At 63.4% G+C, this 14,585-nt stretch carries 14 protein-coding genes and 1 pseudogene; 10 read left to right on the forward strand and 5 right to left on the reverse strand.

All coding sequences use genetic code 11. The annotated features are described in order from the left end of the window. Positions 1–120: 120 nt before the first annotated feature. A complete protein-coding gene (egtB, locus tag ACESMT_RS08005; RefSeq protein WP_372826040.1) occupies positions 121–1,413 on the forward strand; it encodes an ergothioneine biosynthesis protein EgtB in 1,293 nt (430 codons plus the stop codon). A gap of 9 nt (positions 1,414–1,422) precedes the next feature. Here egtB and ACESMT_RS08010 read toward each other — a convergent pair whose 3' ends face one another. The 4 genes from ACESMT_RS08010 to ACESMT_RS08025 all read right to left on the reverse strand — a co-directional run bounded on the left by ACESMT_RS08010 (position 1,423) and on the right by ACESMT_RS08025 (position 4,167). Next, a complete protein-coding gene (locus ACESMT_RS08010; protein WP_372826041.1) occupies positions 1,423–2,307 on the reverse strand; it encodes a pirin family protein in 885 nt (294 codons plus the stop codon). A 36-nt stretch (positions 2,308–2,343) separates the two neighbouring features. Beyond that, complete coding sequence (locus ACESMT_RS08015; protein WP_372826042.1) at positions 2,344–2,898, reverse strand: flavodoxin family protein; 555 nt, start codon at positions 2,896–2,898, stop codon at positions 2,344–2,346. Positions 2,899–2,935: 37 nt separating this feature from the next. Continuing rightward, on the reverse strand, positions 2,936–3,346 hold the full coding sequence (locus ACESMT_RS08020) for a DoxX family protein (RefSeq protein ID WP_372826043.1): 411 nt from the start codon (positions 3,344–3,346) through the stop codon (positions 2,936–2,938). A 119-nt stretch (positions 3,347–3,465) separates the two neighbouring features. After that, entirely contained in the window at positions 3,466–4,167 is a 702-nt protein-coding gene (locus ACESMT_RS08025) for a pirin family protein (RefSeq protein WP_372826044.1), read from the reverse strand. Between the two features lie 129 nt (positions 4,168–4,296). Here ACESMT_RS08025 and ACESMT_RS08030 point away from each other — a divergent pair, with 129 nt between their 5' ends. From ACESMT_RS08030 to egtD, 7 genes are all read left to right on the forward strand, one after another. Further along, a complete protein-coding gene (locus ACESMT_RS08030; RefSeq protein WP_372826045.1) occupies positions 4,297–5,292 on the forward strand; it encodes a LysR substrate-binding domain-containing protein in 996 nt (331 codons plus the stop codon). A gap of 9 nt (positions 5,293–5,301) precedes the next feature. Next, positions 5,302–6,414: an NAD(P)/FAD-dependent oxidoreductase gene (locus tag ACESMT_RS08035; RefSeq protein ID WP_372826046.1), complete on the forward strand. Its 1,113-nt coding sequence runs from the start codon at positions 5,302–5,304 to the stop codon at positions 6,412–6,414. Positions 6,415–6,676: 262 nt separating this feature from the next. Then, on the forward strand, positions 6,677–7,651 hold the full coding sequence (gene gluQRS / locus ACESMT_RS08040) for a tRNA glutamyl-Q(34) synthetase GluQRS (RefSeq protein WP_372826047.1): 975 nt from the start codon (positions 6,677–6,679) through the stop codon (positions 7,649–7,651). Next, complete coding sequence (gene trmB / locus ACESMT_RS08045; protein WP_372826048.1) at positions 7,644–8,381, forward strand: tRNA (guanosine(46)-N7)-methyltransferase TrmB; 738 nt, start codon at positions 7,644–7,646, stop codon at positions 8,379–8,381. Before gluQRS ends, trmB begins: the two co-directional genes overlap by 8 nt. 148 nt (positions 8,382–8,529) lie before the next feature. Next, positions 8,530–9,435 carry a pseudouridine synthase gene (locus tag ACESMT_RS08050; RefSeq protein WP_372826049.1) on the forward strand — a complete coding sequence of 302 codons (906 nt, stop codon included), beginning with the start codon at positions 8,530–8,532 and terminating at the stop codon, positions 9,433–9,435. Between the two features lie 160 nt (positions 9,436–9,595). Next, on the forward strand, positions 9,596–10,741 hold the full coding sequence (locus tag ACESMT_RS08055; protein WP_372826053.1) for a hypothetical protein: 1,146 nt from the start codon (positions 9,596–9,598) through the stop codon (positions 10,739–10,741). 182 nt (positions 10,742–10,923) lie between these two features. After that, positions 10,924–11,943, forward strand: a complete 1,020-nt coding sequence (gene egtD, locus ACESMT_RS08060; RefSeq protein WP_372826050.1) for an L-histidine N(alpha)-methyltransferase — start codon at positions 10,924–10,926, stop codon at positions 11,941–11,943. Positions 11,944–12,001: 58 nt separating this feature from the next. Here egtD and ACESMT_RS08065 read toward each other — a convergent pair whose 3' ends face one another. Next, the gene (locus ACESMT_RS08065) at positions 12,002–13,699 is read right to left on the reverse strand and encodes a long-chain fatty acid--CoA ligase (RefSeq protein ID WP_372826051.1); all 1,698 of its coding nucleotides are present in this window, start codon (positions 13,697–13,699) and stop codon (positions 12,002–12,004) included. A gap of 83 nt (positions 13,700–13,782) precedes the next feature. Between ACESMT_RS08065 and ACESMT_RS08070 the strand changes: the two are divergent. Both ACESMT_RS08070 and ACESMT_RS08075 read left to right on the forward strand, forming a co-directional pair. Next, positions 13,783–13,884: pseudogene (locus tag ACESMT_RS08070) on the forward strand (amino acid ABC transporter ATP-binding protein); the annotation flags it as partial. Positions 13,885–14,217: 333 nt separating this feature from the next. Next, positions 14,218–14,585, forward strand: a 368-nt coding sequence (locus ACESMT_RS08075) for a PAS domain S-box protein (protein ID WP_372826052.1), incomplete at its 3' end; no start/stop codon positions are given.

The raw sequence follows: 14,585 nt of genomic DNA on the forward strand, positions 1-14,585 counted from the left end.
GAGAAGCGTGGAAAGCTGTTAAACCTCAAGACCTGAATCGGAAAAAGTCGGCCCCCTGCCGGCTAACCGTTATTGAACATGCCCTTACCCCAACCCGCCCGGCATCCACTGCGTCCAGCCATGGCGCCCTCCGGCCTGTCCGGCCGCTTCCAGCAAGTCCGCCAGCAGACTGAAGCGCTGATCAAGCCGCTCACTGCTGAGGATTGCCAGTTGCAATCCATGGCCGATGCAAGCCCTGCCAAATGGCACCTGGCACACATCACCTGGTTTTTCGAAACTTTCATTCTTGAGCGTTATGAAAACGGCTTCAAACCGTTTGACGCCAGTTTCCGCGTGCTGTTCAACAGTTATTACAACGGCGTGGGCGACAAACACCCGCGTCCGCAGCGCGGCTTGATCAGCCGGCCCAGCCTTCAGGAGGTGCTGGCCTACCGGGCTCAGGTCAATGAACGCATGCTGGCCGTGCTTGGGCAGCGCTGGGAGCCAGGCCATCCCGACCGCGAGGAGCTGGTGGGGCTGGTCACCTTGGGCTTGCACCACGAGCAGCAGCACCAGGAACTGCTGCTCACCGACATCAAACACGCGCTGTCCTTCAACCCGCTCCAACCTGCCTACGCGCGCCACTGGCCGCTGGCTGGCATCAGCCCGCAGCCGCTGCACTGGCTGCCTTTTGCAGGCGGTCTGCTGGAGCATGGCTTCGACACGGCGACGGACGGCCTGTTTGCCTTTGACAACGAAACACCGCGCCACAAGGTGTACATCGCCCCGTTTGAAATCGGCAGCCGACTGGTCACCAACGGCGAGATGATGGCCTTCATTGAGGACGGCGGCTACCGGCGTGCCGCGCTCTGGTTGTCCATGGGCTGGGATTGGGTGCAGAACACCGGGGCGACCTTGCCGCTCTACTGGCAGGCCCACGCCGACGGCGGGCTCTACCAGAACTTCACGCTGCAAGGCCTGGTGCAGGTGGACCCTAACACCCCGGCATGTCACCTCAGTTATTTTGAAGCGGACGCTTATGCACGCTGGGCCGGCGCGCGGCTGCCGACCGAGTTTGAATGGGAACTGGCCGCGCGCAGCGTGACGGCCCAGCAGGCCGCCCAGGGCAACTTTATCGAGGGCACTGCCTACCACCCGATCCCGCTGCAGCAGCAGAGCCCCGGTAGCCCGGCGCAGATGTTTGGCGATGTCTGGGAGTGGACGCAGTCCAACTACACCCCCTACCCCGGCTACCGGCCCTGGGAAGGCCTGGTCGGCGAGTACAACGGCAAGTTCATGTGCAACCAGCTTGTGCTGCGCGGCGGCTCCTGCGCGACGCCGCAAAGCCACGCACGTGCCAGCTACCGCAACTTCTTTCCGCCCGACGCGCAGTGGCAATTCAGCGGCCTGCGGCTGACGCGCGATATCACCTGAGCGCGTGACTCACTCCGCAGTAAAGCGGCGCTCGGGCAGGGGAATCAGTTCCGCATCACCCGGCACCTGGCCCATGGTCTGGGCCTCCCAGTCGCGCGAGGCCTGCACAATGCGCTCCTTGCGACTGGACACAAAATTCCACCACATGAAGCGGTGCCCGTCGAGCGCATCACCGCCAATCACCATCAGGCGCGTAGCTTGGCCGGCCAACAGGGTCACCGTAGCACCCGGCGCCAGCACCGCCAGCCTGTGGGCCGGCAACATTTCGCCATCGATCGTGATGTCGCCGTCCACGGCGTAAACCGCCAGTTCATGCGTCAATGGCGGCAACTCGAACGCGGCATCAGCGGCCAGCTGCACATCGAGGTACAGCGTGGGCGCGAAGGTCCTGACGGGCGATTTCTGGCCAAAGGCTTCGCCGATCAGCAGACGCACCTGCGTTTCGCCCAGCGCCAGCGAAGGAATCGCCTCGGCTGGGGTGTGTTCAAAGTCGGGCGCGGTCTCTTCGTGCTCGCGCGGCAACGCGGCCCAGAGCTGGATGCCGTGGTTGATATAGCTGCTGGCCTTGAGGTCCTGCGGCCCGCGCTCGGAATGCACAATGCCACGCGCGGCCGTCGTCCAGTTGATGGCGCCCGGCGCAATGCGCTGCACGCAACCCAGACTGTCCCTGTGCATGATCGCGCCGTCGAACAGATAAGTCACGGTGGCCAGGCCGATATGCGGATGCGGACGCACATCATGCGAGCCGCCTGGAGAAATAGTGACAGGGCCGAAATGATCGAAAAACAGGAAGGGCCCGACCGACTGCCGCTGCGCCGCAGGCAGCAAGCGGCGCACCTTGAAGCCGCCGCCCAGGTCCTTGTCGTGGCCACCGAGGGTCAACATCACTGGCATCTCAGCCTTCTTTCAGGCAACGCAGCAGACGCAGGATCAGCGGTGGAATCGGGCTGCCACGCCCGCCACCCGTTGACCAAACAGTCTCGCAGTCTCCAGATCACCGGCGGACATCTCGCTGGCGCCGCTGTCGGACGGTGACTGGGCGATCGCGCCGCTGTATGACACCAGATAATTGACGTCGTCACGCTTCGCCGCCTTGGTGTTCGACGGCATCAGCCCCTGGCTGACCCAGACCATGCCATGTTGCATGGCCAGTGTGAACAGTGCGGTCAAGGTGCCCTGCTTGTCACCATTCATGCCCGCACTGTTGGTAAACCCGGCTGCGAGTTTGTCTTTCCAGTCCTGGCTGAACCACGGTTTCGAAGATGCGTCGGCAAACTTCTTGAACTGCCAGCTGACACTGCCCATGTAGGTCGGCGAGCCGAAGATGATGGCGTCCGCCGCCTTGAGTTGCTCCCAGCCGCCATCGGGCACATTGCCATCTGCATCAATGGCCAGCAATTGGGCGCTGGCCCCGTTGGCCACGGCTTGCGCCATGCGCTGGGTATGGCCGTAACCAGAGTGATAAACCACCACGATATTTGTCAAGACTTGTCCTTTCAGTTATCAATAACACGGCCGGCTGTCAGCCTTTGAGTTTTGCGTCCACGCTCCAGGCGCCCGCACCCCAGGCAACAATGGTCAGCAGGCCGCCGACAACGGCGATGTTCTTGAAGAAGGCCTGCTTTTGCATCATGACCTGCTCGACCGGCATATTCCAGTAGGCATGGAAGATGAAAGTGATCACGACGGTGAAGATAGCGATACCCAGCGCGGCCCAGCGCGTCTGCAAGCCCACCAGCAGCAGCAAGCCCAGGCCGAGTTCGACAGCGATGGCAAGGGCAGCCGCCACTTCGGGTAGCGGCACGCCCTTGGAGGCAATGTAACCAGCCGTCCCCGCGAAGCCGGCGATCTTGCCAAAGCCGGCGGGAATGAACAGCAGTGCGATCAGCACGCGTCCGAGCAGGGAAAACGGGTTTTGCAGTGAATGAAGCATGGTGAGCCCTCTGGAAAAGTGATTGGAAATCGATACAGGAAAACAAAAAAAACTGAACCTCCGCGCACACGCGCGAAGATCAGTATGCAATAGTGCAATGAAAGTTCCGTGGCGGCAAGTCAGGCCGCCAGATCAAAGACCAGCACCTCGGCGTCCTCGCCACCGGACAACTCCAACCGGCTTTCGCCTTCGAGCTGCGCCGCGTCACCAGCCTGGAGTGCCTGGCCGTTGACCTGCAACTGACCGCGCACCAGTTGAACATAGGACTTGCGCCGCGGATCCAGCGCGAGTACGGCGCTTTCGTCGCCATCAAACAGGCCGGCATACAGCCTGGCATCGGCATGCAGGGTCACCGATCCTCCCGCCCCGTCATGGGAGGCCACCAGCCGCAGTGCCCCGCGTTTTTCGCTGGCGTCAAAGGTTTTCTGCTCGTAGCCGGGCGGGATGCCCTTGACGTTCGGCTCGATCCATATCTGCAGGAAATGGGTGGTGGCATCGGTGGCGTGGTTGAACTCACTGTGCTGGATGCCGCTGCCGGCACTCATGCGCTGCACGTCGCCCGGCGGGATCGACGCGCCGTTGCCTATGCTGTCCTTGTGCCCGATGGCGCCGCTGAGCACATAACTGATGATCTCCATGTCGCGGTGGCCGTGGGTGCCAAAACCGGTTCCAGGGGCGATGCGGTCTTCGTTGATCACACGCAGGTTGCCAAAGCCCATGTGCTCTGGATCGTAATAGCCTGCAAAGGAAAAAGAATGGAAAGACTTGAGCCAGCCGTGGTCGGCGTAACCGCGGTCGCTGGATTTGCGCAGTGTCAACATGGTGAATGTCCTTTCTTGTGTTGTTGTTCGGTGCGTTGTTGTTGGATGACTCCAATGTAGGGGCGTGGTCACGTTGGGTCATTGACGGGTTTTGATGGCATCATTCAAATTTTTTGAACGACTAAGCAGATGACCGCCATTCGTGATGCCCTGACTCCTGAAGCGCTCCGCATGATCGACAGCGTGCACCGCACCGGCAGCATGGCGGGCGCAGCACGCGAACTCGGCGTTGTGCCCAGCGCACTGACCTACCGGGTGAGGCAGATTGAAGACGCACTCGATGTGCTGCTGTTCGATCGCTCCTCGCGCCAGGCGAAGCTGACCGAGGCCGGCCACGAATTGCTGCGCGAGGGCAAGCGCCTGCTGCTCGAACTGGACGCGGTGGCACACCGCGTCAAACGCGTGGCTACCGGCTGGGAGCCGCAACTCACCATCACCGCGGACGGGGTGATTTCGAGCACCACCTTGTTTGAACTGTGCGAAGCCTTCTACGCACTGAGTCCGCCAACACGCCTGCGCATCCGCTCCGAGACACTGTCGGGCACCTGGGAAACCCTGGTGCTGGGCCAGGCCGATTTGGCGATTGGCTGCGTTGTGGAAGTCACGCAGTCACGCGGCATCCTGAGCCGGCCCATGGGCGCGCTACCGTTTGTGTTTGCGGTGGCGCCGCACCATCCGCTGGCCGGCGAAAGCGGCAGCATCAGCGATGCGCAGTTGCAACAACACCGGGCGGTGGCGGTGGCCGACACCACGCTGCGCGGCGGCGGCCTGAGCATGGGCCTGCTGGGCGGGCAGGACGTGCTGACCGTCCCCACCATGCATTACAAGCTGGAAGCCCAGTTGCGCGGCATGGGTTGCGGCTTCCTGCCCGAATGCCTGGCCCGGCCCTACATCGACAGCGGCCGCCTGGTCATCAAGGCTGTCGACCGGCCGCGCAGCGCCGTCGCCATGAGTTACGCCTGGCGCGGCCACAGCGCAGCGCCGGCGCCTGCAAAAAGAAGCGGCAAAGCCGGTACCCCGACGGCCATGCCGCCCGCCAGTGGCCGCGCGCTGAACTGGTGGCTGGAGCAACTGGCCAGGCCGCAAACACAGCGGGCATTGCTGGAGCGCCATCACAACGTGTAGAGTTCAGCCATGACAGCAAAAACAAAATCCGCCAGCAAACCATCCAAAAACTCAGCAGCCACCGCCGCGCGCTCCTCGCCGCAGGCGCCCCGGCACTACGCCGTGGTCGGTGCGGGCATGGCCGGCATCACCTGCGCACGCACGCTGATGCAGGCCGGGCACCGTGTCACGGTGTTTGAAAAAAGTAGCAGCCCCGGCGGCCGCATGGCCACACGCCACACGGAGTTCGGCGATTTCGACCATGGAACGCAGTATTTCACTGTTCGCGACGCACGTTTCGAAAAAGCCCTGGCCACCAGCGCCGGCCTGGTACGGCCCTGGAGCGCCAACACCGTGCGCATTCTTGACGAGGCCGGCCGCGTGGTGGCTTCATCGCTGCCCCCCAAGGAGGCGCACTGGGTCCCGACACCGGGTATGAACGCGCTGCTGAGGCAATGGGCCCAGCCGCTGGCCGCAGCCGACGCGCTGGTGCTGCAAACCCAGGTGATCCGTATGGAGGCGGACAAGCTGCACCCGCAGCGCTGGCAACTGCAGACCGAAGGCCCCGGCGCCCGCAGCCTGGTGTACTCGGGCTTCGATGCCGTGATCCTGGCTGTGCCCTCGCCGCAGGCCCATGCGTTGCTGCTGAGCTCGCAGCAGGGCAAGGCGTTGATGCCCGCGCTCAGCGGTGTCAGCATCGCCCCGTGCTGGACGCTGATGCTGGCCTTTCCGCAGGCCCTGCAGCCCACCCTGCCCCACCTGGGGCCTCAGTGGAATGCCGCGCGCAGCACCCACCACCGCATTGCCTGGCTGGCGCGCGAATCGTCCAAGCCCGGGCGCAGCGCCATCGAGCGCTGGACCGTGCAGGCCAGCCCCGAGTGGTCTGAGCGCCACCTCGAAGACGATGACGAGCGAGTGAAGGCCAAACTGCTCAAGGCGTTTACCGAGGTCACTGGCATTCGCGCGCAACCGCCCCATGCGGCGGTGCACCGCTGGCGCTACGCCCAGACCACCGAGGTTCTGGGCAAGTCCTTTTTGTGGGACCCCAAGTCGAGCATCGGCAGCTGCGGCGACTGGTGCCTGGGCCACCGGGTGGAAGACGGGTTTGTCTCCGGACTTGAAATGGCTTTGGCTGTCTGTTAGCACCCACGCTTTGCACTTCGTGTCATGCGCTGCCCTCCGAGGGGGCGTATTTTCCTAGGGGCGGCCCGTCGAAAAATCTGTTAACCCGGCTCGCGGGCATCCATCGACAGGCCCGGACGAGCGGATGAATGAAGTGACCAGCATGCGCTCTCGCTCTTCACCAGCAGGGGCCGCGGAACCGGCTTCGCCGGGCCGCAGGCGCAGCGCCCCTTTATCCTGGGCAAGGGGCAGCGAACCGCCGAAGGCTCACGAAGCGACAAGCGTGGTGGCCACATACATCGGCAGATTCGCGCCTTCTCCCACCGGGCCGCTGCATGCGGGCTCGCTGGTCGCGGCGCTCGCAAGCTGGCTCGATGCCCGCGCCCATGGCGGGCAGTGGCTGGTCCGCATCGAAGACATTGACGCTCCGCGCTGCGTGCCGGGCGCCGACCTCCTGATCCTGCAGCAACTGGCCGCGTGCGGGTTGCGGCCCGGCGCGCAGCCGTTGTACCAGTCCCGGCGCGGTGACCACTACCAGGCCGCGCTGGATACGCTCATCGCCAGGCAACTCGCCTACCCTTGCGCCTGCACGCGCCAAGAGATTGCGCAGGCGCTTTCTGCGGCCGGCCAGCCGCATGCACGCCATGGCGAGCTGGTCTATCCCGGCACCTGCCGCGACGGGCTGCAGGGCCGTCCTGCGCGGGCCTGGCGCTTCCTGACTGAAAAATATGCATCAAATCGGGCTTCAGCCCTTATGCAGCGGGCGCAAGCAGCTCCTGATTCAGGAGCAAATGAAACCCTGATCTGGCAGGATCGCTGGCTTGGCGAACAAGGGCAGGACGTGGCAAAGGCTGTGGGTGACTTTGTGCTCAAACGCGCCGATGGCCTGTGGGCCTACCAGCTGGCGGTGGTGGTGGATGACGGCGCGCAGGGCATCACCGACGTGGTGCGGGGCAGGGACCTGACCGACAACACAGCGCGGCAAATCCTGCTGCAGTGCGCGCTGGGCCTGCCCACGCCGCGTTACCTGCATGTGCCACTGGTGCTGGGCGTGGACGGCGAAAAGCTTTCCAAACAAAACGGCGCCCAGGCGCTGGACACCAGCAACCCGCTGGCCAGCCTCACCGCCGCGGGCCAGGTGCTGGGCATCACACCGGCCGCCAGCAGTGTGACGGACTGGTTGACCCAGGCCGTGGCGCAGTGGGCCGCGCTTTACGCTGCATCCGGAGCCGCGCCCGTAAAATCAGGGCGTGACTGAATCCACTCCCCCCAGCGATCCCTCCCTTCCCGCCGCGCCGGCCGCCCATCCCCGCACCATCCGCAGCTTTGTGCGGCGCACCGGGCGCACGACCGTGGCTCAGGCCAAGGCGTTCGAGGACGTGGGGCCGGCCTACCTGCTGCCCTATGCGCCAGGAGCGATGGACTTTGCGGCCATCTACGGCCGTGCAGCCCCGACCATTCTCGAAATTGGCTTTGGCATGGGCGAAGCCACCGCTCACATTGCAGCGCTCATGCCGGAGAAAAATTTTCTCTGCTGCGAAGTCCATACCCCCGGCGTCGGCGCGCTGCTCAAACGCATCAGCGAGCAGGAGTTGACCAACATCCGGATCCTGCAGCACGATGCGGTCGAAGTGTTGGCGCATATGCTCGCGCCGCAGTGCCTGGACGGCGTGCACATCTTCTTTCCCGATCCCTGGCACAAGAAAAAACACAACAAACGCCGGCTGATCCAGCCACCGCTGATTGCGCAACTGGTGACGCGGCTCAAACCCGGCGCCTACTTGCACTGCGCCACCGACTGGCAGCCGTATGCTGAGCAAATCCTGGAGGTGTTACAGGCCGAAGCGCTGCTCAAAAACACCGCAGGCGACGGCGGTGGTTATGCGCCCAAGCCGCATTACCGACCGCTCACCAAATTCGAAAACCGCGGCATCAAGCTCGGGCACGGTGTCTGGGACCTGGTGTTTACGCGTGTCCAAGCCCCTTAAAACTGTAGATGCCCAGGCCCGTACGGTCTCCCGGGCTCTCTCTTCACCAGCAGGGGCCGCGGATCTGGCTTTGCCAGTCCGCAGGCACAGCGCCCCTCTTCTTCGTGCAAGGGGCAGCGCGCCGCCGAAGGCACGCGAAGCGACAAGCGTGGGGGCAAATAAATTCGGCGGCCTGCCTGTGCGCGCCGGCGTGAGCCCCAGCTGCGTCAGCCTGCCCGGTGGTGGCTGGCCGACCTTCACCGACTTTCTGGTCCAGCGTTTCCCGGATATTCCGCTCGCCGTGTGGCTGCAACGCATGGGGGACGGTTCGGTGGTGGACGAGTTCGGCGAGGCCGTCACACCGGAGCGTGCCTACCGCGGCCACATGCGGCTGTATTACTACCGCGCCCTGCCTCCCGAAACCCGCATCCCGTTTGACGAGGAGCTGCTGTTCCAGGACGAACACCTGGTGGTCGTGGACAAACCGCATTTTCTGCCGGTGACCCCGTCGGGGCCTTACTTGCAGGAGACGCTGCTGGTGCGACTGAAAAACCGTCTGGGGCTCGACAGCCTCAGCCCCCTCCACCGCATTGACCGCGAGACTGCTGGTATCGTGCTCTTTTCGGTGCAGCCCACGGAACGCGCTGCCTACCAGGACCTGTTTCGGCAACGCACAGTGAACAAGCGCTACGAAGCCATCGCGCCATGGCGGGCAGACATCGCTTTTCCCCGGGTGCGCAGCAGCCGCATCGTCGAAGGCCAACCGTTTTTCCGCCAGGCCGAGGTGCCCGGGCCGGCCAACAGCGAAACCCATATCGACGTGCTGGAGGTCAGCGGGCGGCTCGCGCGTTATGGGCTGAGCCCGGTGACCGGCAAAAAGCACCAGCTGCGCGTGCACATGTTTGCGCTGGGCCTGCCCATCGTCAACGACCGTGTCTACCCGCCACAGGACCCGACGCCTGAGGACGACTACCGCTTTCCCCTGCAATTGCTGGCGCAGGCCATCAGCTTTGACGATCCGTTCACCAAGCAGCGCAGGCAATTCAGCAGCAAACGCCGACTTGAGCTGCCCTGAGCACGGACGCGGTAGCCCGGTTCCGGGCCGCGCTCCCGCGCCACGGGTTAGTCTCTAGACAAAAAGCCTGGGGTATATTGACCTGCAACTGCGGGACAGAAGGCCCCTGCGGGATGTATTGAACAATGCTGAAAGCAACCGCCCGGAGGAGATGGCGCGCATGAACGAATCGGGCAAAGCGGCCAGACCAGCTGGCGGCATCCTGCTCCGGCCCGAGGCCGGCCAGACCATTGCGCAGGCAAAGCAAAACATGTTGGCGCGGCTGGACGCGCTGGACCTGGCCCACTGCGTTGTCGCCAGCAACGTGCTCGATACGACAGGCCAGGCCATGTGCTTCAGCCTGACTGCAGACCAGGCGGCCGACTGGGCACCGGGGCACGACACGCTGGGCCTGGCCGGCAGGCTGCAACTTGACACCGAACAACGTGGGGCCGACCTCACCCGTGAAATCGTGCTTGCGCTGCTGGTGGCGCCCATCCCGGTGGCGTTTCCCGGCATCAACGAGCTGGTGTCTGCAGTGGCCATTCGCGGCAACATCGTGCGGGCCGCGCGCAAAACCATGCTGTCCTTTCACACCAGCCAGGCCGAACGGCCCAGCGACTGCTGGACCTACAAGGAGGATTGCGGCTTTGTCATCCTGCCCGGCGCCGTCCTGGCTACAGCGCTTGCCAAGGCGACCCAGCCCGATGTGTCAGGCACGCTGTATTCTTTTTCGTGTTACCGCGCCACCGAGTACGTGATCCTGCTGGGCATCGCCGAGGAACTGGCGCATTGTCATCCCGCCATGCTCCGGCAGTTGCAGGCATTGTGGACCGAGCGGCCCATCATGTCGGGCGAGTTTCATGAGGTGTTTCTGCGCGAGCAGGGCTCGATGGAGGCGCCGCTGCCGCCGCGTTATTTTGTGCCCGGTGACAGGGTCTGGTTTCGCAACCCGCATGAGGCATCGTCGGAGGCCTCCGGTTATGAAGGCTCCTGGGTGATTTACCTCGGTGCAGGCCTGTTCGCGAACTTCTGGAAGTACCAGCAGCCGTATACGCTGGCCGACAAATGCCTGGAGATTTTTCATTGGCGCAACGCCCTGTACCTCGATGAGCAGGGGCAGGCACGCATCGACGAAAGCCGGGTCGAAACACTGGTGGCCGCCAGCAGGCTGGACGCCACAGAAACTGAATACATCCTGGCCTTGATGCAGCGCTACCGCGACCCGCGCGGCGTCTACCAGGACGGCGGCTGCATGGACACCACGCGCGAATTTGCCCGCTGGGTGCAGCCGGGTACCACCGATCTGCTGTTACCGAAGTCTTAGAAATCGAGGACAGAGCCGACTGGGGGACATACTGGCTGGGGGCATCACGGACGCTTTCAAAGAGCACGCTACGGGTCATTCCTGCTCCTTATTTAATCCCTTGCGTGCAAAGCGAATCAGTCCTACAAACACGGTTATCCGACTTCTTTTAAAGTCCCTGCATACTTTTTGAAATTTCCATTTTGAACTTACCGCTCAAGCTCACCGGTCTGGCTCTGGCGCCAGCTTCCCCGCAGTTCATCAACCGCTACAGCGAACCTTCCACCGGGCAGGCGGTCAGCGCCGCGCAGGAACTCGCCGACTGCTTGGTTACCCCGGCGGCCAGCGTTTCTCCCAAGTATTTTTACGACGCCCTGGGCTCCAAACTGTTTGAGGCCATCACGGGTCTCGACGAGTACTACCCCACGCGCACGGAAGCCGGTATTTTCGACGTCGCCCATGCACAAATGGCCTTGGCGCTGGCCGACGCCGGCATCCGGCGCCCCTGCCTGATTGATCTGGGCGCCGGCAACTGCGCCAAGGCCAGCCGGATGATTCCGCACCTGCAGCCGAAGCAATACGTGCCGGTGGATATTTCGGTGGACTTCCTGCGTGAAGCGGCAGAGCAGGTGCAAAGTGCTTTTCCGGCACTGAACATCGTCGGCGTGGGCATGGATTTTTCAACCGGCCTGGTTCTGCCCCCCGAGGTGCAGCAACACGACCGGGTGTTTTTCTACCCCGGCTCCAGCCTGGGCAATTTCTCGCCGGCGCAGGCGCAGGCTTTCTTGCAGCGTATTGCCGACCCGGCGCAGGGCGGCGCCAGCGGCCTGCTGCTTGGCATTGACCTTGTGAAGGACAAAGCCACGCTGGAGGCTGCCTATGACGATACCCTGGGCGTAACGGCTGCTTTCAACAAAAACCTGCTGCGCCATGTCAACCGCCTGCTCGGTTCTGATTTTGATGAGCGGCAGTGGCGCCACCTGGCCCTGTTCAACGAGGCCGAATCACGCATCGAGATGCATCTGCAGGCGCAAAAGAACCTGACCGTGCGCTGGCCGGGCGGTGAAAGGGTGTTTCGCGGCGGCGAGCGCATTCACACCGAGAGCTCCTACAAATACACCGTGGCGTCCATGTCTGCGCTGCTGCGGCGAGCCGGCTTCACGCAAATCAACCACTGGACTGATCCGAAGGACTGGTTTGCGGTGTTCTGGGCATCGGTCTAGACCTGGTCAACAGGTCAACAGGTCAACAGGTCGACGAGAACCCGCCGCCCCCGCAGGCTCAGGCCTTCTCCGCCTCCTGCAGGGCGCGCCACATCACCTTGCCCGAGCCGCTTTTCGGCAGCGCATCAACGAACTGCACCACTCGCGGGTACTTGTAGGCCGCCATGTTGTCCCGGCACCAGCCAATGATGTCTTCCTCGCTGGTGTTGCCCTTTGCTGCGGGCCGCAGCACCACCACCGCCTTGACGGTCTCGCCACGGTAAGCGTCGCGAGTGGAGATGATGCAGGCCTCCTGAATGGCCGGGTGTTTGAACATCAGGGCCTCCACCTCGGCCGGCCAGACCTTGAAGCCTGACGCATTGATCATGCGTTTGAGACGGTCGGTGATGAAGAAGTATCCGTCCTCGTCCACCCTCCCCAGGTCGCCGGACCGGAAGAATCGCTTGCCATCGAACTCGATGAACGCCGCCGCCGTGGCTTCAGGCTGCTTCCAGTAACCTGAAAAATTCTGTGGCCCGCACATGATGATTTCGCCCTGCTCACCCTGCGGCATCTCTTGCAGGGTGATTGGGTCGATGACGCGGGAATCAACACTGACAAAAGGCACGCCCAGGCACTGCTGCTTGGTCGCGTCGGGCGGGTTGCTGTGGGAGGGCGCGGCGGTTTCGGTCAGGCCGTAACCCTCGGCAAAACGCAGACCGTACTGCTCCCACAGGCGCTGGGCCACCGCCTGTGGCATGGCCGCACCGCCGCCGCCTATGTAGCTCAGGCTGCCCAGGTCAAAACTCGCAAAGTTGGGGCTGGCCAGCAGGTCGATCACCATGGTCGGGATGTTGGTCCAGTGCGTCACACGCCAGCGCGAGATCAACCGCCCAGCCAGCTCGCGGTCCCAGCGCGGCATAACCACCAGCGTGGCGCCGCCATAGATGGACGCGTGCATGACCGAGACCATGCCTGTGATGTGAAACATGGGCACCACCGACAGCACCACATTTTCAAAAGTGCTGTTGCCCCACAGGCCACTGGCCACCGCGTTGTGCATGATGCTGGCATGGGTATGCATGCAGCCCTTGGGCAGCCCGGTGGTGCCGCTGGTGTAGGGCAGTACCGCCAGGTCCTGCGGCGTGGCGGTGTGGGGCGACAGCGTGGCGGCATCGCCGCGCAAGGCATCCGCCCAGTCCATCACCGCGCCGCTATCCAACACCGGCAAGGCATGGCGTGTGCCCAGCCACTCCTGCCAGGCAGCAGGCAGGGCCTGCTCGCCCTGCTGCGCGGAGAGATCAAAGGCGTCGCTGTAATGCGTCACGATCATGTGCCGCAGGCGCTCGCCGGGCGCAAGCTGGGCATCGGCCCGCGCCAGCTCGGGGGCCAGGTCGGCCGCAATGATGGCCACCCGGGTGTCCGGGTCGGTGATGTAGTGTTTGAGCTCTTCGGCCCGGTTCATCGGGTTGACCGGCACCACCACCGCATCGGCGCGCAGGATCGCAAAGTTGGCGATCACCCACTGCGGGCAGTTTTGCATGTCCAGCACCACCCGGTCGCCCTTTTGAACACCCAGGGCCTGCAGGGTGGCGGCCAGCCGCTCGGCTTTTTCCATCACCTCGGCATAGGTGAACACGCGGCCAAAAAATACCAGCGCCGCCTTGTCCGGAAAGCGCAGGGCGCTGACCACCAGGTTGTGCCACAGCGAGGTGACAGGCGGCGTGATGCGATGCGGCAGGCGTTTCGGCCAGAACTTGAAATGGGCGCGGTTCATGAGGTCTCCTTGATGACAAGCCTAACGCGCCCCCGGCCGCCAGGCATCGGGAAAGACGCTAGCGGCGTCGCTTTCGCGACGCTGTTTTCATGCACCAGGGCCGGGTACACGAAACTGGCGCGCCGGACCAGGTGTTTTCGAATCCGCAAACGCCTGAACTCAAACAATTTCTCGGAATGATTCAGCAACAAGTCGCCTTGGGGGAGTGGACGGGTGCGCTAAACCCATCCCGTCCATTCGTCCAGCCCTGCGCGGTGGAACTCCAGGAGTCAACAAAAAAAAGGGCTCACCCCCTGATTGCGCTGGATTGTCCGTCTGTTACTATCAGTTTCAATACCGCCTCCTTGCCACCAGCGTGCGCCTTTCAGTGGCAAACCGCGAGCTTGCTCCGCAGTAGGGCGCCGTCTTGAACCGGCCCATTACTGGTGTGATTTATTAGAGCCGGAGAGGAAACGTCTATGCCGACAAACGATTCAGGGGATGGAGCAGGCGGGAAGCCAGGGGCCTCCGATGGCGTCATGGAGTTTCGGCGTCAGGAAACACTGCTCAAGGCAGGCGCCCTGCAAGACGCGATTTTCAACAGCGCCAATTTCTCCAGTATTGCCACCGACGCCCAGGGCGTGATCCAGATTTTCAACGTCGGCGCCGAGCGCATGCTGGGCTACACGGCCGCCGAAGTGATGAACAAGATCACCCCTGCCGAGATTTCCGATCCGCAGGAAGTGATCGCGCGCGCTGAGGCGCTGAGCGTCGAACTCGGAACGCCGATTACGCCGGGGTTCGAGGCGCTGGTGTTCAAGGCCTCGCGCGGCATCGAAGATATTTACGAGCTGACCTATATCCGCAAGGATGGCAGCCGCTTCCGGGCGGTGGTGTCGGTCACGGC

The sequence above is a fragment of the Polaromonas sp. genome (assembly GCF_041689105.1).
Taxonomy (GTDB): Bacteria; Pseudomonadota; Gammaproteobacteria; order Burkholderiales; family Burkholderiaceae_C; genus Polaromonas.

Coding starts and splice junctions, on each gene's coding strand:
- ACESMT_RS08055 (WP_372826053.1), top strand. CDS start 9,596: ATGAACGAATCGGGCAAAGCGGCCAGACCAGCTGGCGGCATCCTGCTC.
- ACESMT_RS08010 (WP_372826041.1), bottom strand. CDS start 2,307: ATGCCAGTGATGTTGACCCTCGGTGGCCACGACAAGGACCTGGGCGGC.
- ACESMT_RS08035 (WP_372826046.1), top strand. CDS start 5,302: ATGACAGCAAAAACAAAATCCGCCAGCAAACCATCCAAAAACTCAGCA.
- ACESMT_RS08030 (WP_372826045.1), top strand. CDS start 4,297: ATGACCGCCATTCGTGATGCCCTGACTCCTGAAGCGCTCCGCATGATC.
- ACESMT_RS08065 (WP_372826051.1), bottom strand. CDS start 13,699: ATGAACCGCGCCCATTTCAAGTTCTGGCCGAAACGCCTGCCGCATCGC.
- ACESMT_RS08020 (WP_372826043.1), bottom strand. CDS start 3,346: ATGCTTCATTCACTGCAAAACCCGTTTTCCCTGCTCGGACGCGTGCTG.
- egtB (WP_372826040.1), top strand. CDS start 121: ATGGCGCCCTCCGGCCTGTCCGGCCGCTTCCAGCAAGTCCGCCAGCAG.
- ACESMT_RS08025 (WP_372826044.1), bottom strand. CDS start 4,167: ATGTTGACACTGCGCAAATCCAGCGACCGCGGTTACGCCGACCACGGC.